Source organism: Amycolatopsis sp. NPDC047767, assembly GCF_040704195.1.
Lineage (GTDB): Bacteria > Actinomycetota > Actinomycetes > Mycobacteriales > Pseudonocardiaceae > Amycolatopsis.
In genome coordinates, this window is sequence record NZ_JBEYSJ010000012.1 from 148300 (window position 1) to 174127 (window position 25828).

Below are 25828 nucleotides of genomic sequence, written 5' to 3' on the forward strand. Positions count from 1 at the left end.
GCCCGAATGGTGGCAGGCGCAGGTGTCCTGAACCGAACGTCCAGGTGATCTTCTGGGGTCAGCACCCGCCGGAATAGGGGGGTTAGCCCCCGTGACCTTTTCGTGACGACTGCTAGCCTCGAATGACGAGGATCACTTCGGGGGGTTCACTTCAGGGGGAGGCACGATGGGCTGGTTGCTCGTGACGCTCGGCGTCGCGTTCGGCTCGGCGATCGTGCCGGTCGTGAACGCGGAGCTGTTCGTCGTCGGCCTCTGCGCCAGCCAGCACGACGTGCACTGGCTGTGGCTCGGCGCGGCCGTCGCGGTCGGCCAGATCGCCGGCAAGCTGCTGTACTACCTCGCCGCGCGCGGCTCCATCCGCCTCCCGCGCTTCCTGCACGACCGCCTCCACCGCGAACGCGTGCCCAGCGCCCGCCGGGACCGCTGGCACCGGCGCACCAAGGTGCTGCGCTCCAAGATCGAAGCCCTGCGGGAACGCTGCCAGCGCCACCCGCACTGGATGGCGGGCACCTACGGCGTCAGCTCGCTCATCGGCCTCCCGCCCTTCATGGCGACGAGCGTGCTCGCCGGCATGGTGCGGATGCGGCTGGTCACGTTCCTGGCCGCGGGGCTGGCGGGCCGCTGGGTGCGGTTCAGCCTGCTGGCCGCGTCACCGGCGCTGCTCGCGGGCTGGATGCACTGAGCCGGGTCGTCGCCGAATCGCCGACCCGCACGAACGCCGCGGAACGGCAACCCCTGTTCCGCGGCGACCCCTGTTTTTCAGCGGTCCGCGGCTTCCAGTTCCACGGCCTTGCGCATCGTCGCCCGGGCTCGGCGGCGGTCGCCCGCGATGTCGTAGGCGTAGGCGAGGCGGTACCAGGCGCGCCAGTCCTCGGAGTTGGCCTGGACTTCCTCGCGGCGGGCGTCGAACCAGGCGTCGGCGGCGGTGCGGTCGACGCGGCCGGACGGGCGGCGCGGGAGGTCGGACACGTCGGACAGCGCGCCTTCGGCGTCGAGGCGGCGCGAGAGGCGCTGGATCTGCAGGCCGGACCGCCAGGTGGCGACCACGATCCACACACCCAGCAGCGGCAGCACGAACACGCCCACGCCGAGCGCGATGCCCGCGGGCGTACCGGTGGCGAACAGCGCCACCGCCCGGTCCGCCAGCAGGACCAGGTACACGACCAGCGCCGCGGTCAGCAGCAGCGCGACGTTGCGGGCCCTCACAGGTCGAGCACGTTCTCCAGGCCGACCGTGAGGCCGGGGCGCGACACCACCGAACGCACGCCCAGCAGCACGCCCGGCATGAACGACGTGCGGTCCAGCGAGTCGTGCCGGATGGTCAGGGTCTCCCCCTCGCCACCGAACAGGATCTCCTCGTGCGCCACCAAACCCGGCAGCCGCACGGAGTGCACGGGGACCTCGGCGACGCGGGCGCCGCGGGCACCGTCCAGTTCGGACGTCGTGGCGTCCGGACCCGGCTCCAGGCCGGCCGCCGCGCGCGCCTCGCCGATCATGCGCGCGGTGTGCGACGCGGTGCCCGACGGGGCGTCGGCCTTGCGGTTGTGGTGCAGCTCGATGATCTCGGCCGACGCGTAGAACCGCGCCGCCTGCGCCGCGAAGCGCATCGCCAGCACCGCACCGAGCGCGAAGTTCGGCGCGACCAGCACGCCCAGCGAAGGCTTCCCGGCCAGCAGCGAACGCACCTGCTCCAGCCGCTCCTCGCTGAACCCGGTCGTGCCGACCACGGCGTGCAAGTCGTGCTCGATCAGGTACCGCAGGTTGTCCATCACGGCGTCGGGGTGGGTGAAGTCCACCACCACCTGGGCCTCGCCCAGCGGGGCGAAGTCGTCTCCCGCGTCGAGCGCGGCCACCAGCTTCAGGTCGGCGGCGCCCTCGACGGCGTTCACCACCGTCGCACCCATGCGGCCGCGCGCGCCCAGCACGCCGACGCGGATCGGGGAGTCGGTCATGACGCGATCACCTCGTGCAGATCGTCCGGCAGGTCGTCGGCGTGAGCGTACGGCCCCACGACCGCCGCCGCCGACACCCCACCGGGGCGGCGCAGCAGAGTGCGAGCCAGCGCACACACCTCTTCGGTCGTCACCGCGTCCACGCGGGCCACGGTGTCGTCGACACCCAGGTAACGGCCGTAGTTCAGCTCGTTCTTGCCGATGCGCGACATGCGCGACGACGTGTCCTCCAGTCCCAGCACCAGGCCGCCGCGCAGCTGCCCCTTGGCGCGCGCCACCTCGGCGTCGGTCAGCCCGTCGGCGGCGACGCCGTCGAGCACCTCGCGGATCACGCCCGCGACCTGCCCGAGCCGCTCCGGCTGGCAGCCGGCGTACACGGCCATGTGCCCGGTGTCGGCGTAGCTCGCCACCGACGAGTACACCTGGTACGCGAGCCCGCGCCGCTCCCGGATCTCCTGGAACAGCCGCGAGCTCATGCCGCCGCCCAGCGCCGCGTTGAGCACCGACAACGCGAAACGGCGCTCGTCGTGCCGCGGCAGCGAGCGCAGCCCGAGCATCACGTGCGCCTGCTCGGTGTCGTCGGTGTGCAGCGCCAGCTTCGGCACGGTCTGGATGCGCGCGCGGCCGGCGCGCGGCGGCACCGGGACGCCCGCGCCGTTGAGCCGATCGCCCAAAGCCTTGCGCACCAGGCGAAGCACCTGGTTGTGCTCGACGTTCCCGGCGACCGCGAGCACCATCCGCGGCATCGTGTAGCGGCGCTTGTAGAAGCCGCGCAACGCCGTGGGCGACATCTCCGTGATCGACTTCTCGGTGCCCAGCACCGGCCGGCCGAGCGGGTGCTCGCCGAGGATCGCGCCCACGAACGTCTCGTGCAGCAGGTCCTCGGGGTCGTCGTCGCGCATCGCGATCTCTTCGAGCACCACGCTGCGTTCGGTGTCCATGTCGCGGTCGGTGCACAGCGCCTCGAACACCACGTCGGTCACCAGGTCCATGGCCAGCGGCAGGTCGGCATCGAGCACCTGCGCGTAGTAGCAGGTGTGCTCCTTGGCCGTGAACGCGTTGAACTCGCCGCCGACGGCGTCGATCTCCTCGGCGATCTGCGTGGCGTCCCGGTTGGCGGTTCCCTTGAACAGCAGGTGTTCCAGGTAGTGCGCGGCGCCGGCGACGGCCAGCGGCTCGTCGCGCGAACCGACGCCCACCCACAGCCCCACCGTCGCCGAGCGCGACGCCGGGACGTACTCGGTGATCACCCGCAGGCCGCCGGGGAGCACGCTGCGCCTGACGATCGCACCGTCCGGAGTGGACTCGAGCGTGCGGGTGCTGCCGACGGGCTGCTCGTGCCCGGAAACCTGCCGTGCCATGGGTTCCTTACTCACGATGCCGCGAAGGCCTCCTCGCGCGTCTTCCGCGAGGAGGCCTTCGACGGGACTTCTTTTTCAGATATGAAGGACTTACTTGGCGTCGGACTTCTCGGCGTCGGCACCCTCGGCGCCCTCGGCCGGCTTGGCGTCGGCGGCGTCGTCCTCCTTGACCACGATCAGGCTGATCTTGCCGCGGTTGTCGATGTCGGCGATCTCGACGCGGAGCTTGTCGCCCACGTTGACCACGTCCTCGACCTTGGCGATCCGCTTGCCGTTGCCCAGCTTCGAGATGTGGACGAGGCCGTCCTTGCCCGGCAGCAGCGAGACGAACGCGCCGAACGCGGCCGTCTTCACCACGGTGCCCAGGAAGCGCTCGCCGACCTTCGGCAGCTGCGGGTTGGCGATCGCGTTGATCAGGTCGATCGCCGACTCGGCCGAGGGGCCGTCGGCCGCACCGACGTAGATCGTGCCGTCGTCCTCGATGGAGATGTCGGCACCGGTCTGCTCGGTGATCGAGTTGATCATCTTGCCCTTCGGGCCGATGACCTCGCCGATCTTGTCGACCGGGATCTTCACGGAGGTGACGCGCGGGGCGTACGGGCTCATCTCGTCCGGGCCGTCGATCGCCTCGGCGATGACCTCCAGGATGGTCAGCCGTGCGTCCTTCGCCTGCTTCAGCGCGGCCGCGAGGACCTCCGACGGGATGCCGTCGAGCTTCGTGTCGAGCTGCAGCGCGGTGATGATGTCCTTGGTGCCGGCGACCTTGAAGTCCATGTCGCCCAGGGCGTCCTCGGCGCCGAGGATGTCGGTCAGCGCGACGTAGCGCGTCTCGCCGTCGACCTCGTCGGACACCAGGCCCATCGCGATGCCCGCGACCGGCGCCTTCAGCGGCACGCCGGCGTTGAACAGGCCCATCGTGGACGCGCAGACCGAGCCCATCGAGGTCGAGCCGTTGGAGCCCAGCGCCTCGGAGACCTGGCGGATCGCGTACGGGAACTCGTCGCGCTTCGGCAGCACCGGGACCAGGGCGCGCTCGGCGAGCATGCCGTGGCCGATCTCGCGCCGCTTCGGCGAGCCGACGCGGCCGGTCTCACCGGTGGAGAACGGCGGGAAGTTGTAGTGGTGCAGGTAGCGCTTGGTCGTCTCCGGGGAGAGCGAGTCGATCTGCTGCTCCATGCGGAGCATGTTCAGCGTGGTGACGCCCAGGATCTGGGTTTCGCCGCGCTCGAACAGCGCCGAACCGTGGGCCCGCGGGATCACGGCGACCTCGGCCGAGAGCGACCGGATGTCGGTCAGGCCGCGGCCGTCCATGCGGATCTTCTCGGTGAGCACGCGCTGGCGCATGATCTTCTTGGTCAGCGCCTTGAACGCGCCGCCGACCTCGCCGTCGCGACCCTCGAAGGCCTCGCCGTCGCCCAGGCCCAGCTTCGCCAGCACGGTGGCCTTGACCTCGTCGGTCGCGGCGTCGCGGTCCTGCTTGCCGGCGATGGTCAGCGCCTTCGCCAGGTCGTCGGTCGCGATCGCGGCGACGGCCTCGTAGATGTCCGGCTGGTAGGCCGGGTACAGCGGGAAGTCGCCGGTCGGCTTCGCGGCGTCGGCGGCCAGGCGCTGCTGCGCCTCGCACAGCACGCGGATGAACGGCTTGGCGGCCTCGAGGCCCTGGGCCACGGCGGCCTCGTCGGGCGCCTTGCCGCCGGCGGCGATCAGGTCGAGCGTGTGCTCGGTGCCCTCGGCCTCGACCATCATGATCGCGACGTCATCGGCACTGTCGCCGACGATGCGGCCCGCGACCACCATGTTGAAGGTGGCCTTCTCCAGCTGCGACCAGGTCGGGAACGCGACCCACTGGTCCTCGATCAGAGCGACGCGCACGCCGCCGACCGGGCCGGAGAACGGCAGGCCCGCGATCTGGGTCGACGCCGAAGCGGCGTTGATGGCCAGCACGTCGTACGGGTCGTCCGGGTTGAGGCTCTGGACGGTGATGACGACCTGGATCTCGTTGCGGAGACCGTCGGTGAACGACGGGCGCAGCGGGCGGTCGATCAGGCGGGCGGTGAGGATCGCGTCGGTCGACGGGCGGCCCTCACGGCGGAAGAACGCGCCGGGGATGCGGCCCACGGCGTACATGCGCTCCTCGACGTCCACGGTCAGCGGGAAGAAGTCGAAGTGCTCCTTCGGGTGCTTCGACGCCGTGGTGGCCGAGAGCAGCATGGTCTCTTCGTCGAGGTACGCGACGACGGAGCCGGCGGCCTGCTTGGCCAGGCGGCCCGTCTCGAAACGCACGGTGCGGGTGCCGAACCGGCCGTTGTCGATCACGGCTTCGGTCTCGTGCACGGTGACTCCGGTGGAGTCGGTCATAGGGTGTATCTCCTCTTTTGTGCTTCGTCCGGCGCGAGTCTCCCACCCTGGGACCCGGTTCGCCCGCGGACGCTCGAGGAATGAGGCCGGTCTTCGATCGAAGCTCCCGGGACTTCGCAGTCTTCTCACCCGGGAACCACTACCGAGGACCGGCGGACGGATCCTCCAGCGCGCTCGCGCCGTTTCTTCTCTTCTGGCACCGAGGGGGAGCGACCGGACCGGTCACTCCCCCTCGGGTCACGCTATCGGCGCAGGCCGAGCCGCTGGATCAGCGACCGGTACCGCTCGATGTCCACCTTCATCACGTAGTTCAGCAGCCGGCGGCGACGGCCGACCAGCAGCAGGAGCCCGCGACGCGAGTGGTGGTCGTGCTTGTGAGCCTTGAGGTGCTCGGTGAGGCCGACGATGCGCTTGGTCAGCAGCGCGACCTGGGCCTCGGGGGATCCGGTGTCCGAGTCGTGCACGCCGTACTCGGCCAGGATCGACTTCTTCTCATCGGTGGACAGCGCCACTGGTGTTGCTCCTCGTTGAATCAGTGCCGTGGGGCCCGCACCGCGCTGCGCGGCCGGGTAGTCGGTCTCGGCCGCCACGGACTGCAGCCGGACCCGATTGTCAAGGCTACCAGCCGTGTGATCAGTGCCTTCAGGCGCGGTTCACGTTCCGGCGGGGCCCAGCGGGAACGTCCGCAGCGCCCGGTAGCGCCCGCCCGCCGTCTCGGCGCTGCCCATGAGCACCACCTCGCGGGCGGTCCACTCGCGACTGGCGAACCCGGCGAGCCGCTGCGTCCACGGTGTCGCCGCGCCCCGGCGGTCACGCGGGTACCGCGCCAGCGTGAGGTGCGCCCGGTACGGCCGTTCCTCCTGGTCCGCGCCGGCCGCTTCCGCGAGCCGCGTCAGCCCGTCCCCCGCGACGCCCAGCCACAGCACGCCGGGAAAGGTTCCCGGGCCGGTCAGCCGGACGTCGACGGCCGGGCGGCCGGCCAGCGCGGGGACGAGGTCGGCGGCCCGTTCTTCCGGGTCCGCTTCACCGTAATACGCGAGCGTGACGTGCCAGTCCTCCGGCGGCGACCAGCGCAGGCCGGGACCGGGTTCGCCGAGCGACAGGGCCACCGCGGCGACGACGTCGGCCGGCGGGCGCAGCGCGGTGAACAGCCGCACGAAGCTAGTGGCTGGCGCCGGCGCGGCGCAGGAGCTCGGCGAGGATCGGGAAGTCGTCGTCGAGGCGCTTCGCGGCCTCGGTGAGGTCCTCTTCCTCGGCGACCTCGCGCAGCGCGGCGAGCACCAGCCGCTCGTCGGAGCCCACCGGGATGTTGTCGCGCCCGACCGTGGGCCGCGAGTCGCGCACGTCCTCCAGCGCCGCCTGCATCGCGTCGCGGTTGCCCGCCGCGACGTCGGGCACGAGGATCTTGCGTTCGAGCATGATCATGCGGGCGAGCACCACGGGGTTGCCGATCTTGGCGCGCCGGCCGCTCATCACCTGGCTGAGCATGGGGGCGCTGATGCCGAGAACCTCGGCGAGGTAGGCCTGCGAGATGTCGAAGGCCACGACGAGCCTGCGCACCCGGTCACCCAGCGGTTCGCCGTACCACTCCCGCTGCAGCGCGACGTTCCGCTGGACGATCTTGTGGTCCTCCACCAGTTCCGCTCCCCTTGGTCCCCTCGTCCGGCCGGACCGGCGTGCCCGGACCGTTTCACCCGCCCGTGAGTATCTTGCCACCGGACCCGCGCCCGGGCGGCCGGAACCGCCCATTCCGCCCCCGGCCGGACCCCGTCCGGGGGAACGACGTCAGTCTTCGGCGCCCAGCGCTTCGCGGGTGCGCGCCACGTCGTCGTCGATCCGCTCCACCAGCTGCTCGGACCGGCTGAACCGCTCCTGGTCGCGCAGCCGCGTGACGAAGTCGAGCGCCACGTGCTGGCCGTAGAAGTCTTCGTCGACGTCGAGCACGAACGCCTCGACCGTGCGCTCGCGGCCCGAGAACGTGGGGTTCGTGCCCACCGAAACCGCGGCCTGCAGCCGCCGGCCCGGGTCCGACAGGCGGGTGAACCACGCCGTGTACACGCCGTCGGCGGGCACGGCGGCGAACCGCGGCGTCGACAGGTTCGCGGTCGGGTAACCGAGGTCGTGGCCCCGGCCGTCGCCGCGCACGACGATGCCCTCGAGCCGGTGCGGGCGCCCCAGCGCGTCGGCCGCCGCCACCACGTCGCCGGCGTCGATGCACGAGCGCACGTACGTGGAGGAGAAGGTGATGTCGTTGGCGACGCGGTCGTCGGCGAGCGAGCGGCCTTGCAGCTCCGCGCCGTAGGCGACGAAGCCGAAGCGGCTGCCGAGCTTGCGCAGCAGCGTCACGTCGCCCGCGGCCTTCGCGCCGAAGGTGAAGTTGTCGCCCACCAGCACGGCGGCGGCGTGCAGCCGGTCCACCAGCACCTCGTGCACGAACTCGTGCGGTGACAGGCGCGAGAGCTCGAGGGTGAAGGGCAGCACGGCGAACACGTCGACGCCGAGGGCCTCCACGAGCTCGGCCTTGCGCCGCAACGTGGTCAGCTGCGCCGGGTGGCTGCCCGGGCGCAGGACCTCCGACGGGTGCGGGTCGAACGTGAGCACCACGCTCGGCACCCCGCGCTCGGCCGCCGCGCGCACGGTGCGCGAGATGAGCACCTGGTGCCCGCGGTGCACGCCGTCGAACACGCCGATGGTGACCACGCACCGTCCCCAGCCACCCGGGAGGTCCCCGAGGCCACGCCACCGCTGCACTGTCGTCAACTCTCCCCGTGCCGGTCTCTCGCCCAACCGCGACCCACCCTATGCGGGCAGCAGGACCACCACCGACCGGGCCACACCCTCGGTGTCGGCGGCCAGGGCGAGCACGCGGCCGTCGGGCGCGAAGAGGCCGTAGGTGCCGTCGATGCCGGCCGCCGGGATGGCGCGGCCGTGGCGCACGGCCTGCGCTTCGGCGGCGTCGACGTCGCGGCGCGGGAAGGCCGCGGCGACGGCGGCGTCGAGGTCCAGCGACAGCTCGGGCGTCTCCTCGAGCTTCTCCAGCGTGCGCGCCCGGGCGAGGGTGAAGGGCCCGACCGTGGTGCGGCGCAACGCGAGCAGGTGCCCGCCGACGCCGAGCCCGGCGCCGAGGTCGCGGGCCAGCGCGCGCACGTAGGTGCCCGACGAGCACTCGACCACGGCGTCGAGCTCGATCCGGTCGTCCTCGCGGCGAATCGCCAGCACGTCGAAGCGGTAGACGGTGACGGGCCGCGGCGGGAGCACCACGTCCTCCCCCGCGCGCACCCGGGCGTAGGCCCGCTTGCCGTCGATCTTCACCGCGCTGACGGCGCTGGGCACCTGCTGGATGTCGCCCGTGAGCTCGGCGACGCCGGCGGCCAGCTCCTCGTCGGTGATCTTCGCGAGCACCGCGGGGTCGCCCTCGGTGAGCACCTCGCCCTCGGCGTCGTCGGTGGTGGTGGAGCTGCCCAGCGACAGCGTCGCGAGGTAGGTCTTGCGGTCGAGCGCCAGGTGGCCCAGCAGCTTGGTGGCGCGCTCGATGCCGAGCACCAGCACGCCGGTGGCCATCGGGTCGAGCGTGCCGGCGTGGCCGACCTTGCGGGTCCCCATGATCCGGCGCGCCCTCGCGACGACGTCGTGCGACGTCATTCCGGCCGGTTTGTCGACGATGAGCAGACCGGGCGGCGGAGCGGGGCGGCGCGGTTCTTTCGGGCGAGACACGGGGCGAACCCTATCGAGACGTCCGGTTCGGACCGGCGAGCACCTGTCAGGCGGCGACGGCCGCGGCTTCGGCCGGCACCTCGCCGTCCCAGCGCCGGCGGGTGAGCCGCACCGGCACGTCCTCGCCGCGGGCTTCGGCGGCGAACACGTGCGCCCTGGCGCGGCGCCACCACACGAGCATCCGCCACGTGCCCAGCCCGAGCACGACCACGACGCTCAGCAGCGACACGCGGAAGTTCCCGCCCGTCCACTGCAGCAGCACGCCGACCACGAGCGAGGTCACCGTCGTCGCGACGAACCCAGCGACGTTCACGAGGCCGGTCGCCGTGCCGACGCGCTCGATCGGGTTGTAGTCGCGCGCCAGCGCGAAGCCGATCATCGACACCGGGCCGCCGAGCGACAGCAGCGCGAACGCGGGACCGAGCACCCCGAGCGGGAGGTGCCCGTTCCAGCCGAGCAGCACGGCCCACGTGACGGCGGCGGTGCCGAGGTAGCCCCCGACGATCGGCATCCGCAGCTCCGGGTGGCGGCTGATCACGGTGCCCAGCACCGGGCCGCCGGCCAGCGACCCGAACACGAACACGGTCAGCATCGCGCTCGCCGTGGCGGCCGGAATGCCTTGGCCCTCGACGAGAAACGGGACGCCCCACAGCAGCGTGAGCACGTTGGGCGCGAACATCGTGCTGAAGTGCGTCCAGAAGCCGAGCCGGGTGCCGGGCACGCGCCACGCGGCGCGGATCTGGCGCGCGAGCAGCGCCGGGTGCACCGGCTTGCGCTCGGGCTCGGGGACGCCGAGCGGGGTGTCGCGCACGCGCAGCACCACCGGCACCGAGACCAGGAGCGTGAGCGCGCCGACCGAGACGAACGTGACCGTCCACCCGGGACCGGCGAGCAGCAGCGTCAGCGGCACGGTGGCGGCGAGGTTGCCGATGTAGCCGACGGCGGAGGTGAACGACGTGATCAACGCGTACTGCCGCGCCGGGAAGTGGGCGGCGATCAGGCGCAGCACGCTGACGAACGTCAGCGCGTCACCCAGGCCGAGGATGCCGCGGGCGAGCAGGCCGACGCCGTAGCTCTCGGCGAGGCCGAGCAGCAGCTGCCCGGTGCCGAGGATGAGCACGGCGGCGGTGAGGACGCGGCGCGGGCCGTAGCGGTCGACGAGCACGCCGGTGGGGATCTGCATGGCGGCGTAGACCCCGACCTGCAGCACGGTGAACGTGCCGAGCGCCGCGGCGCCGACGCCGAACCGGTCCGCCGCTTCCAGGCCCGCGACCCCGAACGAGGTGCGGTGGAACACGGCGAGCAGGTACACGAAGACGGCGGTGAGCCAGATGAGCCAGGACCGGACGGTGGCGCGGCCGGGCGACAAGGTTTCCTCCTGCGGGTAGCGGTCGTCGGGGAAAGACGACGACGCTGCCGCCTCGATCGTTGTATCGCCTCAGCAACCTCGAAACATAGCCGTTACCTCGGTGGGATTCGCCACACCCGTTCACCGCAGCGTCACTCGACCGGCAATTCCCACCACGGTGTCGCCGCCCACCCAGATCTCGCCGTCCGCTCGCTCGACGTGCACGCGGCCGCGCCGGCCGAGCCGGGTGCCCTGCGCGGCCACGTAGGATTCCGGCGCGCGGCCCGAGCCGATGAGCCACTGGCCGATCGCGGCGTTGAGGCTGCCGGTGACCGGGTCCTCGACCAGGCCGGTGAAGGCGCGGACCTCGAACGCCGCGGGCGAGCCGGCCGGATGGGGTCCGACGATGCCGACCTTGTACTTCCCGAGCGCCGCGATGTCGCGTTCGACCGCGAGGACCGCCTCGGCGTCGGTGAGGAGCACGGCGAGCCAGCCGGGGCCGTTGTCGGCCCACTGCGCGTCGACGACGTCGCTTTCGGCCAGGTGCAGGGCCTTCCGGACGGCGGCGAGGTCCTCGGGCGCGACGGGGCCGCCGCGCGTGAGCGGCGGCGCGGCGAAGGCGAGCCGCTCGCCGGTGCGCCGCACACGGACCAGGCCGGCGCCGCACTCCTGCACGAGGTCTTCGCCCTTCGGCGTGCCGCCCGCTTCGAGCCACGCGCGGGCCGAGCCCAGCGTGGGGTGCCCGGCGAAGGGCAGCTCGCGCTCCACGGTGAAGATCCGCACGCGGTAGTCGGCCCCGGCGTGCGCCGACGGGAGCAGGAACGTGGTCTCGCTGAGGTTGGTCCACCGCGCGAAGGCGGCCATCGTGTCGTCGGAGAGACCTTCGGCGTCGTGCACCACGGCGAGTGCGTTGCCGAGGGTGAGCTCATCGGTGAAGACGTCGACCTGGCTGAAGCGCATGGCTCCACCTTGGCACGGGCTCAGGCGCCGCGGACGGCCCCGACCACCGCCCAGCGGCCGGAGCGCCAGCGGATGAGCACGGCGGCCAGGCGGAACACCATGAACAGCGACAGCCCCGTCCAGATGCCGGTGAGCCCCCAGCCGAACGCGAGTGAGAGCCAGATCAGCGGCAGGAAGCCCAGGCCCGCGCTGACGAGCGTGGCGGTGCGCAGGAACGCGGCGTCGCCGGCGCCGAGCAGCACGCCGTCGAGCGCGAACACCACGCCCGCGATCGGTTGCAGCGCCACGAAGAACCACCACGCGTGCGGGATCTCCGCGAGCACCCCCGGGTCCGAGGTGAACGCGTGCGGCAACGTGCTCCACAACGCCCCGAAGAGCACGCACAGGACGCAGCCGAGCACCAGCCCGTACGCGACGATCTGGTTCGCGACCCCGCGCGCCTGCCGCTCGGCTCCCCCGCCCAGCGCCGCGCCGACGAGCGACTGCGCCGCGATCGCGACGGAGTCGAGCACGAGCGACAGGAACGTCCACAGCTGCAGCACGACCTGGTGCGCGCCGACCGCTTCCGTCGAGGTGCGCGCCGCCACGGCCGCCGCCGAGACGAAACACGCCTGGAACGCGAGGCTGCGCAGCACGAGATCACGGCCCAGGCTCAGCTGCGCGCGCATCACCCCGAAGTCCGGCCGCAGCGGCACGCGCTCACGCACCAGCGCCGCGAAGAACAGCGACGCCGAGACCACCTGGGCCACGACGTTGGCGATCGCCGAACCCTCCAGCCCCAGCCCGGCGACGTAGACGAGCACCGGGCACAGCACGGCCGAGATGCCGTTGCCCGCCAGCACGTACCGCAGCGGGCGGGCCGCGTCCTGCACCCCGCGCATCCAGCCGTTGCCGGCCATGGTGACGAGGATCAGCGGCGCCCCGAACAGCGCGATCCGCAACCACGACACGGCCGCCGCCGCGATCTCGTCACTGCCCGACAGCGCCCGCGCGATGGGCCCGGCCAGCAGCTGGCCCGCCACCAGCAGCACCAGCCCCACCAGCACCGCCAGCCACGTGGCCTGCACGCCCTCACTCACCGCGTCGCGCCGCCGCCCGGCGCCGTGCAGCCGCGCCGTGCGCGAGGTCGTGCCGTACGAGAGGAACGTGAGCTGCGTGGAGATCTGCGACAGCACCACCCCGCCGAGCGCCAGGCCAGCCAGCGGCAGCGCGCCGAGGTGTCCGACCACCGCCGTGTCGACCAGCACGTACAACGGCTCCGCCGCCAGCACCCCCAGCGCGGGCACGGCGAGCCCGAGCACGCGTCGCGCGGGAATCCGGTCCTCGGAGGTCACAGGCGGGGCAGGCGGGGCTTCATCGGGCACCCGGCGAGCGTAACGATCGCCGCCGACATTCCGGACGTCAAGCGCGCAGGATCACCGGCAGGGCCGCCGGCCCGCGGCTGCGGAACGTCGAGCGCCACACCGGGTCGCCCGCCGGGACCATCGCCGGGAAGCGGCGCAGGAGGGTGTCGAAGCCGATCTCCAGTTCGAGGCGGGCCAGGGGTGCGCCGAGGCAGAAGTGGGGGCCGTGGCCGAAGGCGAGGTGGGGGTTGTCCGGACGATCCGCGTCGAAGGTGTCCGGGGCGTCGATCACCGTGTCGTCGCGGTGGGCCGAGGCGAGGGCGAGCAGGACGGTGTCGCCGGCACGAACCGTCGTGTCGCCGATTTCGAGGTCCTGCAAGGGAAAGCGGCGGATGGCGAGCTGCGCCGGCGAGGCGTGGCGCAGGATCTCGTCCACAAAGGACTCAGCCGGTGCCGTCCGCAGCGCCGGCCGGGTGAGCAGCTCGTGAAAGCCGTTGCCGAGGACGTGCACCACGTTCTCGTACCCCGCGAGCAGCAGGAGGAACGCGGCGCTGAGCAGCTCGTCGTCGGTGAGGTCCGGGGCGACGACGCTGAGCAGGTCCTCCCCCGGCTCCGCACGCTTGGCCGCGATGAGCTCGGTGACGAACGCGTACAGCGACCGCATGGCGTCGCGCGTGGCTTCGGCGTCCGTCGGCATCAGGACGGCGTCGGTCCACGTGCGGAAGACGGCGACGTCGGCGGGGGCGACGCCGAGCAGCACGCAGATCACCGTGATCGGCAGCGGCACGGCGTAACCGGCCATGAGGTCGGCCTCGGCCGGGAGCGCGTCGGCCAGCTCCTCGGCGATGCGCGTGACCTCCGGCCGCAGGGCCTCGACGCGACGTGGGGTGAAGGCGCGCCCCAGGAGCCGGCGCAGGCGGGGGTGGTCGGGGGCGTCGAGGTTGAGCAGGTTCTTGTCGAGCGCGGGCGGCAGCGCGAGTCCGCGGTAGCCGCCCGACGAGTGGGCCTTGTCCAGCGACAGCCTCGGGTCGCCGAGACCCGCCTTGACCTCGGCGTAGCGCGTGACCAGCCAGATCGGCGCGCCGTCGGGCGACTCCGCGCGGTGCACGGGGCCGGCGGCGCGCAGCCGGGCGTACGCGCACACCGGGTCGGCCAGGAACTCCTCGTCGAACCGGGCGGGTTCAGGCACTCCGGTTCCCCAGCAGCGGCGCCCGGCCGAGCGCGGCGCGCAGCCGCGCCAGCACGTCGTCCGACGTGCCCTCCATCGTGCAGCCCGCGGCCATGCGGTGCCCGCCACCGCCGAACTCCGAGGCCACCGCCGACACGTCGACGCGGCCCGCGGACCGCAGGGAGACCGTCCACACGGAACCGGGCGAGGCGGGCGCGAACTCCTTCAGCACCCCCGCGACGCCGGCCTCGCGCGTCGCGCGGACCACGTCGATCACCGACTCCACCTCCTCCGGCCGCACGGTCGCCGCCACGGCCGAGCGCACCACCGCGTGCACGAACCCGAAGCCCTGCGCGGCTTCCGGCTCCAGCTCCGCTTCGGACAGCACGGCCGAGAGCATCGGCAGCCACGCGAACGGGTGGTCGTCCACGATCCGCCGCGCGACCTCCGTCGGGTCGACGCCGGCCTCCAGCAGGCGCGCGGCGATCCGGTGCGTTTCGGGGCGGGCGCGGCGGAAACCGCTGGTGTCGGTGACGATCCCCGCGTACAGGCAGCGCGCGGCCGGCTCGTCCAGCTCGACGCCCATGACCTCGATGATCTGCGCGACGAGCACCGCGGTCGCCTCGGTGGCCTCGTCGACCACGTGGTGGGTGCCGTAGAACGCGTTGGTGGCGTGGTGGTCGACCACCAGCACGGCGCCGCCGTCGGCGCGGACCACGTCGACGCGCGAGGCGAGCCGGCCCAGCCGCGCCGGCACCGGCGTGTCGAGTGCGACGAGCAGCTGCTCCGATGCGGGCAGGTCGTCGGGTTTGGTCAGCAGCCCGTCGACGTCGAGCCAGGTCAGGGTCTCGGGGGCTTCGTCGGGCTCGCCGAACGACACGCGCACACGGGCGCCGCGCCGGTGCAGCACGTGGCCGAGGGCCAGAGCGCTGCCGAGTGCGTCGGCGTCCGGGCGCACGTGGCCCAGCAGCGTCACGTCGGTGGCCCCGGCGAGTAGAGCCGCGGCGGCTTTGATGTCCTGCGCCAAAGTAGCTGTCACAGTGCGTCACGCTACGCTCTGCGGGATGCCTGAGTACGCGATCCTCGTTCACCCGTCCGCCAACCGGGTCTACGCCGCCTCGTCGCCCGCGCTGCTGCGGGCCGAGCTGGCGGTGTTCGGCGCGGCCGGCCTCTCCGCCGAGCTGTCGGAGGCCGAGGACGTGGAGCTCGGCGGCGTGGGCTACGTCAAGTTCGCGACCCCTGAGCCGCTGACCGGGCCGGACGTCGCGCTGCTGTCCAACCTGTCCTCGCTCTACGCGCTGTTCGAGCTGGGCGACGGCGTGCTGCGCCCGGTCCTGGTGCGGCCGCTGGCGAAGACGGACTCGGACCTGCTGACGATCCAGAAGTACGCGGGCAAGACCAATGAGCAGTTCACGAAGCTGCTGCTCAACGTCACGCTGCTCGCCACCGCCGACCCGACCGGGTGGCTGGAGCGCCCGCGGACGCTGCTCGACCCGCTGTGCGGGCGCGGCACCACGCTCAACCAGGCCGTGATGTACGGCTTCGACGCCACCGGCCTCGACGTGGACGGCAAGGACTTCGAGGCCTACGAGCAGTTCCTCAAGACCTGGCTGCGCACCAAGCGCGTGAAGCACACCGCCGACTCCGGGCAGCTGCGGCGCAACAAGGTCCGCCTCGGGCGCCGCCTCGACGTCGAATACGCGTTCGACAAGGACGACTACAAGGGCGGCCAGACGCGCCGGCTCACCTACTTCAACGCCGACACCCTCACCACCGACGAGCTGCTGCGCGCGAACTCCGTGGACGTGATCGTGACCGACGCCCCGTACGGCGTGCAGCACGGCAGCCACCGCACGCAGGACGCGAGCCTCGCGCGCAGCCCGCGCGACCTGCTGGCGGCCGCCGTTCCCGTGTGGACACGCGTGCTCCGCCCGGGCGGCGCGCTCGGGATCTCGTGGAACCTCAACGTCCTGCCGCGCGAGGAGCTCGTCGCGGTGCTCGCGAAGGCCGGCCTCGACGTGCGCGAAGGCGGGCCGTACGAGCAGTTCGCCCACCGCGTGGACCAGGCCATCGAGCGCGACCTCGTGGTGGCGTCGAAGCCCTGACCGTCCTTCGCGATCAGAGCCCGAGGAGCTTGCGCGCGTTGCCTTCCGCGATCTTCTCGTGCACCGCGCGGTCGAGGTCCAGCGCGTCGAACCAGGCGGCGGCCTCGCCCATCGACTCGAACGGGTAGTCCGCGGAGAACAGCACGCGGTCGGCCCCGACCTCGCCGATCGTGAACAGCAGCTCGGGCGTGGCGAAGTTGCCGCTCGTGGTGAGGTGGAAGTTCTCGCGCAGGTACTCGCGCAACGGTTTGCGCGCCGGGATGCCCGCGGGCTTGACCTTCAGCCGGTGGTCGGTGCGCCAGATGTTGAACGGCAGCAGCTCGCCCAGGTGCCCGAGGATCACCTGCACGCCGGGATGCTCGTCGAACAGGCCACTGGCCATGAGCCGCAACGCGTGCGTGCCGGTTTCGATCGAGAAGCCCCACGCCGAGCCGTAGAGCCACGGGTGGCCTTCGAGCATCCGGCTGTCACGCGGCAGCGGGTCGCGCGGGTGCAGGTACACCGGCACGCCCAGGTCTTCGACGGCCGCCCAGAACGGCCGGTACCGCGGCTCGTCGAGGTAGGCGATCCGGTCACCGTCCACTTCGGAGAACCCGTTCACCAGCGCGCCCTTGAAGCCCAGCTCGGTCACCGCGCGGCGCAGCTCGGCGACGGCTTCTTCGGGATCCTGCAACGGAAGCGCGGCGAACGCGGCGAACCGATCCGGCCGTAGCTCCACGTGCCGGGCGGCCACGTCGTTGGTGCGCCGCGCCCAGTCCACGGCCTGCGCGCGGTCGGGCAGGCCCTGGATTCCGGGCGCCAGCAGGGAAAGCACGACGATCTCGATGCCGGCCTCGTCCATCAGCCTCAGGCGTTCGTCCTGGACGTCGAGCAACTGGCGGCGGTGCGGCGGCCACGTCTGCTCGGTGAAGTGCTCGCGCGACTGCTCGACGATGTCGGGGTCGGCGGTGCCGAAGTGCTCCTCGAGGGCGATCTTGCGGACCATGCTGCGTCTCCTCCCGGTTCCGTGAGCTGAACATAGCATGCTATGGACTTCGGTGATCTAATCTTTCCGGGTGACCGTGCCCTCCGGGTCCGCCGAGCCCGACACCGACGTCGACCGCTTCGCCGACGCCTGCAATGCGCTCTACTCGGCCATGCGCACCAACCGCGCCCGCCTCGACGCGCAGGCCGCGGCCGCCTCCGCCCTCAGCGACTCGCAGGCCCAGCTCGTGACTCCCCTGGCCCGGCTGGGGGCCATGACCATCGGCGAGCTCGCGCAGGAGGCGAAGCTCGCCCAGCCCACCGTCACGCGTTCGGTGAAGGCCCTGGAGTCCGCCGGCCTCGTCCGCCGCACCCCGCACGCCCACGACGACCGCCGCGTCGTCGTCGCCCTCACCGACCGCGGCCGCGCCCACTGGGATCGCGCCCGCACCCGCCTGCGCGACAACCAGCGCGCGGCGTGGGACCTCCTGCCCGGCGAGTTGCAGCCTCAGGTGCTGGACCTGCTGCAGGCACTGACCGACGCGGTGACCGCCACCCGGCCGGTGGACTGACGGCACAAAAAACCGCCGGCCCCGAACGTCGTGCGTTCAGGGCCGGCGGCCTGGTGGGCGGGGCAGCCGCGGGCGGCGTAGCCAGCGGGGCGGGGCGCCCGGAGGAGGTGGCGACGAACGGCGCGGCGCCACGGAACAGCGCGCCGCGTCGTCGGACGTCGGGGGTCCTCCGGAGCGGTTCAGCCTCGCGTCTCCTCTTCGGCTTCGGCGAGGTCGACGTCGAGGTCATCCTCGTCGTCGTCTTCGCGCGGGGCCTTGTACGGGTCCGCGTCGCCGGCGTGCTGGGCGCCCGTCGCGCGGCGGGCCACCTCGGCGTCGGCCTCGCGGGCCTTGGCGAGGAGTTCCTCGATGCGGCGCGCGTCGTCGGGGATGCTGTCGGCGACGAAGGTGAGAGTCGGGGTGTAGCGGACCCCCGTGCCCTGCCCGACCTTGGTGCGCAGGACACCCCGGGCAGACTCCAGCGCCGCCGCGGCGCCCGCGAAGTCCGGCGCCGAGTCGAGGCTTTCGCCCAGCACCGTGTAGTACACCGTGGCGTCGTGCAGGTCCGCGGTGATCTTGGTGTCCGTGATGGTCACGGCACCGAGCCGCGGATCCTTGACGTCGTGCTCGATCGCCGACGCCACGATCTGCGAGATCCGCTTGGCGAGCTTGCGAGCCCGAGCAGGATCGGCCATGGGAGGTGTCTCCTTCTGAAATGTTCTCCGGTCTAGTCGTCCGGACCGAGCAGCCGGCGGTGTGCCGACAGCAGGACGAACTCCGGTCGCGAGGCCACGAACCGCTCGCACGAGTCGAGCACGTCCCGGACGTGTTCGCCACCCGCGGCGACCACGGCCACCCCGATCAGGGCTCGCCGGTGCAGGTCGAGGTGACCGGCTTCGGACACCGAGACGGCGAAGCGCTTGCGCACCTCCGCCACGACCGGCTTGATCACGGATCGCTTCTGCTTCAACGAATGAATGTCGTCGAGCAGGATGTCGAGCTCGAGAGCTCCGACGTACATAGGCAGTGAAGTTGTGCCGTGAGGCGAAAGGCCCGGGGTGCGGGCCGAAACCCGCACCCCGGACCGATCACTCACGCACGGGGCTTCTCCCGCTGTTCGTAGGTCTCGATCACGTCGTCGACCTTGATGTCACTGTACGAACCCAGCGTCAGACCGCATTCGTACCCTTCACGGACCTCGACCACGTCGTCCTTGAACCGCCGCAGCGAGCTGATCGGCAGGTTCTCGGCGATGACGGTGCCGTCGCGGAGCAGGCGCGCCTTGGCGTTGCGCCGGATCTCGCCCGACATGACCAGGCAACCCGCGATCGTGCCGATCTTGGAGGACTTGAAGACGTCGCGGACCTCGGCGCGGCCGAGCTCCACCTCTTCGAACTCCGGCTTGAGCATGCCCTTGAGGGCCTGCTCGATCTCGTCGATCGCCTGGTAGATGACCGTGTAGTACCGGACGTCGACGCCCTCGCGGGTGGCCCGCTCGGTCGCCTTGCCCTGGGCCCGGACGTTGAACCCGAGCACGATCGCGTCGGACGCGGTCGCCAGGTCGATGTCCGACTCGGTCACGCCACCGACACCGCGGTGCACCACGTTCAGCTCGACGTCGTCGCCGACGTCCAGCTGCAGCAGTGCCGCCTCGAGCGCTTCGACGGTACCCGAGTTGTCACCCTTGATGATCAGGTTGAGGCTGCTCGTCTCCTTCAAGGCGGAGTCGAGGTCCTCGAGGCTGACCCGCTTGCGCCGCGACGCGTTGAGCGCGTTGCGGGTGCGAGCGGAGCGGCGCTCGGCGATCTGCCGGGCGACGCGGTCCTCGTCGACCACCAGGAAGGTGTCGCCCGCGCCCGGCACCGAGGTGAACCCGATGACCTGGACGGGACGCGAGGGCAGCGCCTCGGTGACGTCCACGTTGTGCTCGTCCACCATGCGGCGGACGCGGCCGTAGGCGTCGCCCGCGACGACGGAGTCGCCGACGCGCAGCGTGCCTCGCTGCACCAGCACCGTGGCCACCGGGCCGCGGCCGCGGTCGAGGTGTGCCTCGATCGCGACACCCTGGGCCTCCATGTCCGGGTTGGCCCGGAGGTCCAGCGCCGCGTCGGCCGTCAGCAGGATCGCCTCGAGCAGCCCGTCGATGTTGATGTTCTCCCGTGCGGAGATGTCCACGAACATCGTGTCGCCGCCGTACTCCTCGGCGACCAGGTTGTACTCGGTGAGCTGCTGGCGGATCTTCTGCGGGTTGGCGCCTTCCTTGTCGATCTTGTTGACCGCGACCACGATCGGCGCCTTGGCGGCCTGCGCGTGGTTGATCGCCTCGACCGTCTGCGGCATGACCCCGTCGTCGGCGGCCACCACGATCACCGCGATGTCCGTCGAGTTCGCACCACGGGCACGCATGGCGGTGAACGCCTCGTGACCCGGGGTGTCGATGAAGGTGATCAGCCGCGGCGTGCCTTCGAGCTCGGTCTCGATCTGGTAGGCGCCGATGTGCTGGGTGATGCCACCGGCTTCACTCTCGCGCACCTTCGTCTTCCGGATCGTGTCCAGCAGGCGGGTCTTACCGTGGTCGACGTGACCCATGATGGTCACGACCGGCGGCCGGACCTGCAGGTCTTCCTCGCCACCCTCGTCCTCACCGTAGGTGATGTCGAAGGTCTCCAGCAGCTCGCGGTCCTCCTCCTCGGGGGACACGACCTGGACGACGTAGTTCATCTCGCCGCCGAGCAGCTCGAGGATGTCGTCGGACACGGACTGCGTCGCCGTGACCATCTCGCCGAGGTGGAAGAGCACCTGCACCAGCGAAGCCGGGTTGGCGTCGATCTTCTCGGCGAAGTCGGTCAGCGAGGCACCGCGCGGCAGCCGGATCGTCTCGCCACTGCCCTTGGGCAGGCGGACGCCGCCGACGCTGGGCGCCTGCATGTTGTCCATGTACTCCTGGCGCTTCTGCCGCTTCGACTTGCGGCCCTTGCGCGAGGGACCACCGGGACGCCCGAAGGCACCCGCGGTACCGCCACGGCCACCGGGGCCGCCACGACCGCCGCCGCCACCGCGGAAGCCGCCGCCACCGCCGGCAGGAGCACCGGTGCCGCCACCGGGACGGAAACCGCCACCGCCGCCACCGCCACCGGGACCGCCGCGGAAGCCACCGCCACCGCCGCCGCCACCGGGACGGAAACCGCCGCCACCGCCGCCGGGACGACCGCCGCCACCGGGGCCACCACGGGCACCGCCACCGGGGCCGCCGCGGGCGCCACCGCCCGGACCGGCCGGACGCGGGGTGCGGCCCGGCATCATGCCGGGGTTCGGCCGCGGGGGCATGTTGCCCGGGCTCGGCCGGTTGCCACCGGCGCCACCGCCGGGACGCGGCGCGGGCCGGTCACCGCCGCCACCGGCACCGCCGGGACGCGGCGGACGGTTGTCGCCGCCCTGACCCGGACCGGGGCGCTGGGCCGGCGGACGCGGGGCCGGGGCGCCGGAACCGACGCCGAACGGGTTGTTGCCGACGCGCGGGGTGCGCGGGCCGGGCTTCGGACCGCCGGGCTTGGGGCCCTGCGGCTTCGGCGGCACGACCGAGCCGGACGACGACGAAGCGGCGTCCTGCTTCGGAGCGGGCTTCGGCGCCGCGGTGCTGCCACCGGACGGCTCGGCCTTGGCCGCGGGGGCCTGCACCTGGGGCTGCGGTTGCTGCTGCTGCGGCTGCGCCGGAGCCGGGGTGGCCGGGCGCGGGCCGGGACGCGGGCCCGGACCGGGACGGCTGCCCGGGGTGGCCGGACGCGGGCCGGACTGCTGCGGAGCAGCGGACGGAGCGGCCTTGGCCGCCGGCGCCTGCTGCTGGGTCGGCTGCGGAGCGGGCGCGGCCGCGGGCCGGGGGGCCTGCGGAGCGGGCGCGGCAGCGTTCGAGTTGCCCGAGTTGGCGGACGGCGGCGTGGGCCGCGGGCCGGGCGTCGGGCCGGACTTCTTCCCGCCCTTGGCGGGGTACGCGTCACGCAGCCGGCGGGCGACGGGCGCCTCGACCGTGGATGACGCGGACTTGACGAACTCGCCCTGCTCCTTGAGCTTGGCGAGAACTTCCTTGCTGGTGATGCCGAGCTCTTTCGCGAGCTCGTGTACACGGGCCTTGCCTGGCACAGCTCTCCTCATCTAGGGGAGGCCAGGCGGTGAAGAGACCCGCTGACCTCGTCCTTATCGTCGCGCGTTCATGGCGTCGGCTTCACGGCTGACTCATGACGGGTCGACCTGCTTCCTTGTTTCACCGCGGTTCCGGGTGGGTCCCGGAACCGATCTCCGTGATGAATGCCGGGTGCTCGCGCAGCCCCGCGGTGTCGAGCGTGCCCTGGGCCCGAAGTGCCCGGGGGAACGCCCGCTTCCGCTCGGCCTTGGCCAGACAACCCGGTACGGGGTGCACCCACGCGCCCCGCCCCGGCAGCCGCCGACTTTCGTCGACGACCAGCCGTCCGGCCACCGCGACCACTCGCAGCAGCTCACCGATCAGGACCCGCTGCCGGCAACCGACACACGTGCGTACCGGGAAATGCCGGTGGCGCTGGAGGTCGGTCGTGTCGCCACATCCCCGCGGCGGACCCTGAACCACTGATGAGTCTAGCGCTTCGACCTTCACTCAGCCGAACCGGTTGTCGCGGCGGGCCGCGCCTGTCCGGCGTGGTCTTGATCACCCACCGGGTCGGCGGGTGCGGCGTCGCTGCGGATGTCGATGCGCCAGCCCGTGAGCCGGGCCGCGAGCCGCGCGTTCTGGCCCTCCTTGCCGATGGCGAGGGAGAGCTGGAAATCGGGCACGACGACGCGAGCCGTCTTCGCCCGCTCGTCCACGACACGTACCGAAACAACCTTCGCCGGGGACAATGCATTCCCCACGAAGCGGGCCGGATCCTCCGAGTAGTCGATGATGTCGATCTTCTCGCCGGCCAGCTCGCTCATCACGTTGCGCACGCGCGCCCCCATCGGGCCGATGCAGGCGCCCTTGGCGTTCACCCCGGGCACGGTGGAGCGCACCGCGATCTTGGTGCGGTGCCCCGCCTCGCGGGCCACGGCGGCGATCTCGACGGTGCCGTCGGCGATCTCGGGCACCTCGAGCGCGAAGAGCTTGCGCACCAGGTTCGGGTGCGTGCGCGAGAGCATGATCTGCGGCCCGCGGTTGCTCCGCGAGACCCCGACCACGAACGCCTTGATGCGCGTGCCGTGCTCGTAGGACTCCCCCGCGACCTGCTCGCCCGAGGGCAGGATCCCCTCCGTGTCACCGACCTGGACCACGACCATGCCGCGGGCGTTGGCGCGCGCGTCGCGCTGCACCACGCCGGCCACGATCTCGCCCTCCTTGGCGGAGAACTCGCCGAAGGTCTTCTCGTGCTCGGCGTCGCGCAGCCGCTGCAGGATGACCTGCCGGGCAGTCGTGGCGGCGATGCGGCCGAAGCCCTCCGGCGTGTCGTCCCACTCCTCGTCGACCTCGCCCTCGGGGGTGAGGGTGTGCGCGAGGACGCGGACGAGGCCGGTCTTCTTGTCGATGTCGATGCGCGCGTGGGGCTGGTGCCCCTCCGTGTGCTTGTAGGCGGTGAGCAGAGCCGTCTCGATGGCCTCGATCACCGTGTCGAAGGGGATGTCCTTGTCCCGTTCGATCGCCCGCAGCGCGGCGATGTCCACGTTCACTTCGGCTCCTCCTTCGCTTCCGTCTGGCCGGCAGGGGTGCTGCTCTTGCCGGACGCGTCTTCTTCCAACAGTTTGAGCTCGTCGGCGGGCGGCTGCTTGAACTCGATCTCCACCACGGCCTTCGCCACCGACTTGTAGTGCACGTCCTTCAGCCTGCCCTCGACGAGCACGGTCACGCGCTCCTCGCCGGCGTGGCCCACCCGCGCGACGAACTCCGCGCCTTCCGCGGGCGTGATGCGGACCAGGCGGAACTTCGCGCGCCGCCAGTGGCGCGGCTGCGCGAGCGGCCGGTCCAGCCCCGGCGAGGTGACCTCGAGGGTGTAGGCGCTCGCGAGCACGTGTTCGTTCTCGTCGAGCGCCGCCGACACCTTGCGGCTGATCTCGGCGACCTCGTCCAGCCCGACCCCGTCGTCGGAGTCGACGACGACCTTGACCAGCTGCTTGCGGCCGGCCTGCTGCACCTCGAACGAGTCGAGGTCGAAACCCGCGGCGGTGACGGCTTCGGCCACTATCGGCTGAAGCCGGCTGGCGAGTTCGTTGGGCACGTGGAGCACTCCTGTTCGGCCGAGGTGACGCGGGCTGGTCACGACTGTGGTCGGTGGTGGACCAGCTTATCGTGCGCCCCCGCACCGACGCGCGAGCGGCGGTGCCGGTGCCGGGCCTGGCAGGATGGGCCGACGTGACCGCAAGACCGACCGACCTTTCCCGGCGCGGCGTTCTGCGCCTGGGCGCCGTCGCCACCTTGGCCCTCCCGCTGGCGGCCTGTTCCGGGGGATACGACGAGAGCCCCGACCCGCTCGCCCCGCTCCTGTCCGCCGCCGACGCGGACGCCGCCGCGGCCAGAGCCCTCGGCGGCGGGGTCGCCGGGCAGGTCGCCGACGCGCGCGCCGCCCAGGCCGCCGCCCTGAAACCCGAGGTGGACCGGCTGAACCGGCCTTCGCAGGCCGGCACGCCACCGCCCGCGCCCGCGGACCTGAGCGCGTTCAAGGAGCGGCTGGCGACGGCCCGCAAGCAGGCCGAGGACCTCGTGCCCAGCCTCCCCGCCTACCGCGCCGGCCTGGTCGCGGGCGTCGCGGCCGGCTGCGCGAGCCTGCAGCGGCTGGCCTCGACGCTCGGGCCCGGCGAAGACGCCCAGGCCGTGGTGGCGCCCGCCGGCACCGCCGGCTCCGACGCGGTCGACCCCCTGCAGAAGGCGCTGGCCTCGGAACACGCCGCACTGTGGGTATACGGGCTGGTCACAGCCTTCCTGCCCGGCGAGTTCGGCGACGCCCTCAAGGCCGGGCGCGCCGAGCACACCGCGCGCCGCGACGTCGTCACCCAGATGATCGAGGCCGCGGGCGGCACGCCGGTGGCCCCGGAAGCGGCCTACGTGCCGCCGAAGCCGGTCGACGACACCGCCTCGGCCGCCGCGCTGGTCGCGAGCGCCGAGGAGGACTCGGCGGCCGCGTGGCTCGGCGTCGTGACCCACACGGACGACGCGGGGCTGCGGAAGATGGCTTTGCAGGCGCTGATCGCGGCGGCCCGGCGCGGCACGCCGTGGCGCCAGGAGGCGGGCGAGAAGCCGACAGCGCTGGCGATGCCGGGTCAGCCGGCTTGAGTTCTCGGTGAAAAAGAGGGCCGTTCCCGATGTTTCGGGAACGGCCCTTTTGGTGTCTCGGTGTCTCGGTGTTCTTGGTGTCTCGGTGCCGGCGCGGGTCAGTGCAGGTCGGCGCCGAGGTCCAGCGCGCCGGTGGCGATGCGCTTGAGCAGCACGTCGTCGCGGTGCTTGGCGTAGAAGTCGGCGAGGACGATGGTGACGTCGGTGCCGGTGACCTGGGACTCGTACTCCGCCTGGTCGCCGCTCACCTTGGGCGCGCCCGCGGCCTTGTACGTGCCGTCGCGCACCAGGTCGCTCACGTTGCCGGTGCCGTCCTGGTCGGTCAGGGCCTTGAGCTGCGTCGCCTGCGCCGCGGTCGGCATGCTCACCTTGACGACGGAGACGAGCGCCTTCGCGTCGCCGTACTCGACCGTGTAGAGCCCGCGCGCGAGCGAGGCGCACGGGTTGGTCTGGAAGAACTTCTTGGTGTCGTCGTAGGCCTTCGCCGCGCAGTCGGTGGACTTGTTCGGGCCTTCCACCAGCTTGTAGTCGAAGGGGTTCGTCTTCGCCGGCTCCTGTGCCGCCACCGGTTCGGGCGTGCTGTCGTGCCGGATGAGGAACCAGATCAGCCCCGCCACGACGGCGATCACGACCAGGCCCGCACCGCGCACCAGCAACGCCTTCGTGTCCCGGGGCGGGTTGGGGCCGTTTCCGCCACCGGGCGGCGACCCCGGCTGCGCGGGCACCGCAGCGAGCGGC

At 72.3% G+C, this 25828-nt stretch carries 26 protein-coding genes; 4 read left to right on the forward strand and 22 right to left on the reverse strand.

Annotation, left to right across the window (positions count from 1 at the left end; genetic code table 11):
- The first annotated feature begins 166 nt into the window (after positions 1 to 166).
- Positions 167 to 682 carry a hypothetical protein gene (locus AB0878_RS22620; RefSeq protein ID WP_360602618.1) on the forward strand — a complete coding sequence of 172 codons (516 nt, stop codon included), beginning with the start codon at positions 167 to 169 and terminating at the stop codon, positions 680 to 682.
- 77 nt (positions 683 to 759) lie between these two features.
- Here the strand turns inward: AB0878_RS22620 and AB0878_RS22625 are convergent, their stop codons facing one another.
- The 14 genes from AB0878_RS22625 to AB0878_RS22690 all read right to left on the reverse strand — a co-directional run bounded on the left by AB0878_RS22625 (position 760) and on the right by AB0878_RS22690 (position 15243).
- Positions 760 to 1206 (reverse strand): tetratricopeptide repeat protein, encoded by a 447-nt coding sequence (locus AB0878_RS22625; protein WP_366582221.1) that lies wholly within the window; start codon positions 1204 to 1206, stop codon positions 760 to 762.
- Complete coding sequence (gene dapB / locus AB0878_RS22630; RefSeq protein WP_366582222.1) at positions 1203 to 1952, reverse strand: 4-hydroxy-tetrahydrodipicolinate reductase; 750 nt, start codon at positions 1950 to 1952, stop codon at positions 1203 to 1205. Before dapB ends, AB0878_RS22625 begins: the two co-directional genes overlap by 4 nt.
- Entirely contained in the window at positions 1949 to 3313 is a 1365-nt protein-coding gene (locus AB0878_RS22635) for a pitrilysin family protein (RefSeq protein WP_366582223.1), read from the reverse strand. The genes dapB and AB0878_RS22635 overlap by 4 nt, the downstream gene beginning before the upstream one ends.
- 90 nt (positions 3314 to 3403) lie before the next feature.
- Positions 3404 to 5671: a polyribonucleotide nucleotidyltransferase gene (locus AB0878_RS22640; RefSeq protein WP_366582224.1), complete on the reverse strand. Its 2268-nt coding sequence runs from the start codon at positions 5669 to 5671 to the stop codon at positions 3404 to 3406.
- 242 nt (positions 5672 to 5913) lie between these two features.
- Positions 5914 to 6183 carry a 30S ribosomal protein S15 gene (gene rpsO / locus AB0878_RS22645; RefSeq protein ID WP_360602627.1) on the reverse strand — a complete coding sequence of 90 codons (270 nt, stop codon included), beginning with the start codon at positions 6181 to 6183 and terminating at the stop codon, positions 5914 to 5916.
- Positions 6184 to 6324: 141 nt separating this feature from the next.
- Positions 6325 to 6828 carry an RNA 2',3'-cyclic phosphodiesterase gene (gene thpR / locus AB0878_RS22650; RefSeq protein WP_366582225.1) on the reverse strand — a complete coding sequence of 168 codons (504 nt, stop codon included), beginning with the start codon at positions 6826 to 6828 and terminating at the stop codon, positions 6325 to 6327.
- A gap of 4 nt (positions 6829 to 6832) precedes the next feature.
- Positions 6833 to 7306, reverse strand: a complete 474-nt coding sequence (locus AB0878_RS22655) for a helix-turn-helix transcriptional regulator (RefSeq protein WP_285965649.1) — start codon at positions 7304 to 7306, stop codon at positions 6833 to 6835.
- A gap of 150 nt (positions 7307 to 7456) precedes the next feature.
- Complete coding sequence (locus tag AB0878_RS22660) at positions 7457 to 8422, reverse strand: bifunctional riboflavin kinase/FAD synthetase (protein ID WP_366582329.1); 966 nt, start codon at positions 8420 to 8422, stop codon at positions 7457 to 7459.
- A 48-nt stretch (positions 8423 to 8470) separates the two neighbouring features.
- Positions 8471 to 9385: a tRNA pseudouridine(55) synthase TruB gene (truB, locus tag AB0878_RS22665; protein ID WP_366582226.1), complete on the reverse strand. Its 915-nt coding sequence runs from the start codon at positions 9383 to 9385 to the stop codon at positions 8471 to 8473.
- Between the two features lie 46 nt (positions 9386 to 9431).
- Positions 9432 to 10754: an MFS transporter gene (locus tag AB0878_RS22670; protein ID WP_366582227.1), complete on the reverse strand. Its 1323-nt coding sequence runs from the start codon at positions 10752 to 10754 to the stop codon at positions 9432 to 9434.
- A gap of 120 nt (positions 10755 to 10874) precedes the next feature.
- Positions 10875 to 11693 (reverse strand): PhzF family phenazine biosynthesis protein, encoded by an 819-nt coding sequence (locus AB0878_RS22675; RefSeq protein WP_366582228.1) that lies wholly within the window; start codon positions 11691 to 11693, stop codon positions 10875 to 10877.
- 20 nt (positions 11694 to 11713) lie between these two features.
- Positions 11714 to 13027, reverse strand: a complete 1314-nt coding sequence (locus tag AB0878_RS22680) for an MATE family efflux transporter (RefSeq protein ID WP_366582330.1) — start codon at positions 13025 to 13027, stop codon at positions 11714 to 11716.
- Between the two features lie 67 nt (positions 13028 to 13094).
- A complete protein-coding gene (locus AB0878_RS22685; protein WP_366582229.1) occupies positions 13095 to 14225 on the reverse strand; it encodes a cytochrome P450 in 1131 nt (376 codons plus the stop codon).
- Entirely contained in the window at positions 14218 to 15243 is a 1026-nt protein-coding gene (locus AB0878_RS22690) for a bifunctional oligoribonuclease/PAP phosphatase NrnA (protein WP_366582230.1), read from the reverse strand. The genes AB0878_RS22685 and AB0878_RS22690 overlap by 8 nt, the downstream gene beginning before the upstream one ends.
- Positions 15244 to 15268: 25 nt before the next feature.
- On the opposite strand from AB0878_RS22690, the gene AB0878_RS22695 reads away from it, so the two are divergent.
- Positions 15269 to 16309 (forward strand): SAM-dependent methyltransferase, encoded by a 1041-nt coding sequence (locus AB0878_RS22695; protein WP_366582231.1) that lies wholly within the window; start codon positions 15269 to 15271, stop codon positions 16307 to 16309.
- A gap of 13 nt (positions 16310 to 16322) precedes the next feature.
- Here AB0878_RS22695 and AB0878_RS22700 read toward each other — a convergent pair whose 3' ends face one another.
- Positions 16323 to 17294: an amidohydrolase family protein gene (locus tag AB0878_RS22700; RefSeq protein ID WP_366582232.1), complete on the reverse strand. Its 972-nt coding sequence runs from the start codon at positions 17292 to 17294 to the stop codon at positions 16323 to 16325.
- 70 nt (positions 17295 to 17364) lie between these two features.
- Here AB0878_RS22700 and AB0878_RS22705 point away from each other — a divergent pair, with 70 nt between their 5' ends.
- On the forward strand, positions 17365 to 17844 hold the full coding sequence (locus AB0878_RS22705) for a MarR family transcriptional regulator (RefSeq protein ID WP_366582233.1): 480 nt from the start codon (positions 17365 to 17367) through the stop codon (positions 17842 to 17844).
- 179 nt (positions 17845 to 18023) lie between these two features.
- Here the strand turns inward: AB0878_RS22705 and rbfA are convergent, their stop codons facing one another.
- The 6 genes from rbfA to rimP form a co-directional block, all read right to left on the reverse strand.
- On the reverse strand, positions 18024 to 18518 hold the full coding sequence (gene rbfA / locus AB0878_RS22710; protein WP_366582234.1) for a 30S ribosome-binding factor RbfA: 495 nt from the start codon (positions 18516 to 18518) through the stop codon (positions 18024 to 18026).
- 32 nt (positions 18519 to 18550) lie between these two features.
- Entirely contained in the window at positions 18551 to 18844 is a 294-nt protein-coding gene (locus AB0878_RS22715; RefSeq protein WP_220242307.1) for a DUF503 domain-containing protein, read from the reverse strand.
- 71 nt (positions 18845 to 18915) lie between these two features.
- Positions 18916 to 21960 (reverse strand): translation initiation factor IF-2, encoded by a 3045-nt coding sequence (infB, locus tag AB0878_RS22720; protein WP_366582235.1) that lies wholly within the window; start codon positions 21958 to 21960, stop codon positions 18916 to 18918.
- A 121-nt stretch (positions 21961 to 22081) separates the two neighbouring features.
- On the reverse strand, positions 22082 to 22303 hold the full coding sequence (locus AB0878_RS22725) for a YlxR family protein (protein WP_366582236.1): 222 nt from the start codon (positions 22301 to 22303) through the stop codon (positions 22082 to 22084).
- A gap of 143 nt (positions 22304 to 22446) precedes the next feature.
- A complete protein-coding gene (nusA, locus tag AB0878_RS22730; RefSeq protein ID WP_366582237.1) occupies positions 22447 to 23493 on the reverse strand; it encodes a transcription termination factor NusA in 1047 nt (348 codons plus the stop codon).
- Positions 23490 to 24038 (reverse strand): ribosome maturation factor RimP, encoded by a 549-nt coding sequence (rimP, locus tag AB0878_RS22735; RefSeq protein ID WP_366582238.1) that lies wholly within the window; start codon positions 24036 to 24038, stop codon positions 23490 to 23492. Before rimP ends, nusA begins: the two co-directional genes overlap by 4 nt.
- A gap of 134 nt (positions 24039 to 24172) precedes the next feature.
- On the opposite strand from rimP, the gene AB0878_RS22740 reads away from it, so the two are divergent.
- On the forward strand, positions 24173 to 25090 hold the full coding sequence (locus AB0878_RS22740) for a ferritin-like domain-containing protein (protein ID WP_366582331.1): 918 nt from the start codon (positions 24173 to 24175) through the stop codon (positions 25088 to 25090).
- 98 nt (positions 25091 to 25188) lie between these two features.
- Here AB0878_RS22740 and AB0878_RS22745 read toward each other — a convergent pair whose 3' ends face one another.
- The gene (locus tag AB0878_RS22745; RefSeq protein WP_366582332.1) at positions 25189 to 25815 is read right to left on the reverse strand and encodes a hypothetical protein; all 627 of its coding nucleotides are present in this window, start codon (positions 25813 to 25815) and stop codon (positions 25189 to 25191) included.
- Positions 25816 to 25828 lie beyond the last annotated feature (13 nt).

Coding starts and splice junctions, on each gene's coding strand:
- AB0878_RS22620 (WP_360602618.1), top strand. CDS start 167: ATGGGCTGGTTGCTCGTGACGCTCGGCGTCGCGTTCGGCTCGGCGATC.
- dapB (WP_366582222.1), bottom strand. CDS start 1,952: ATGACCGACTCCCCGATCCGCGTCGGCGTGCTGGGCGCGCGCGGCCGC.
- AB0878_RS22635 (WP_366582223.1), bottom strand. CDS start 3,313: ATGGCACGGCAGGTTTCCGGGCACGAGCAGCCCGTCGGCAGCACCCGC.
- AB0878_RS22640 (WP_366582224.1), bottom strand. CDS start 5,671: ATGACCGACTCCACCGGAGTCACCGTGCACGAGACCGAAGCCGTGATC.
- AB0878_RS22675 (WP_366582228.1), bottom strand. CDS start 11,693: ATGCGCTTCAGCCAGGTCGACGTCTTCACCGATGAGCTCACCCTCGGC.
- AB0878_RS22695 (WP_366582231.1), top strand. CDS start 15,269: ATGCCTGAGTACGCGATCCTCGTTCACCCGTCCGCCAACCGGGTCTAC.
- AB0878_RS22700 (WP_366582232.1), bottom strand. CDS start 17,294: ATGGTCCGCAAGATCGCCCTCGAGGAGCACTTCGGCACCGCCGACCCC.
- rbfA (WP_366582234.1), bottom strand. CDS start 18,518: ATGGCCGATCCTGCTCGGGCTCGCAAGCTCGCCAAGCGGATCTCGCAG.
- AB0878_RS22715 (WP_220242307.1), bottom strand. CDS start 18,844: ATGTACGTCGGAGCTCTCGAGCTCGACATCCTGCTCGACGACATTCAT.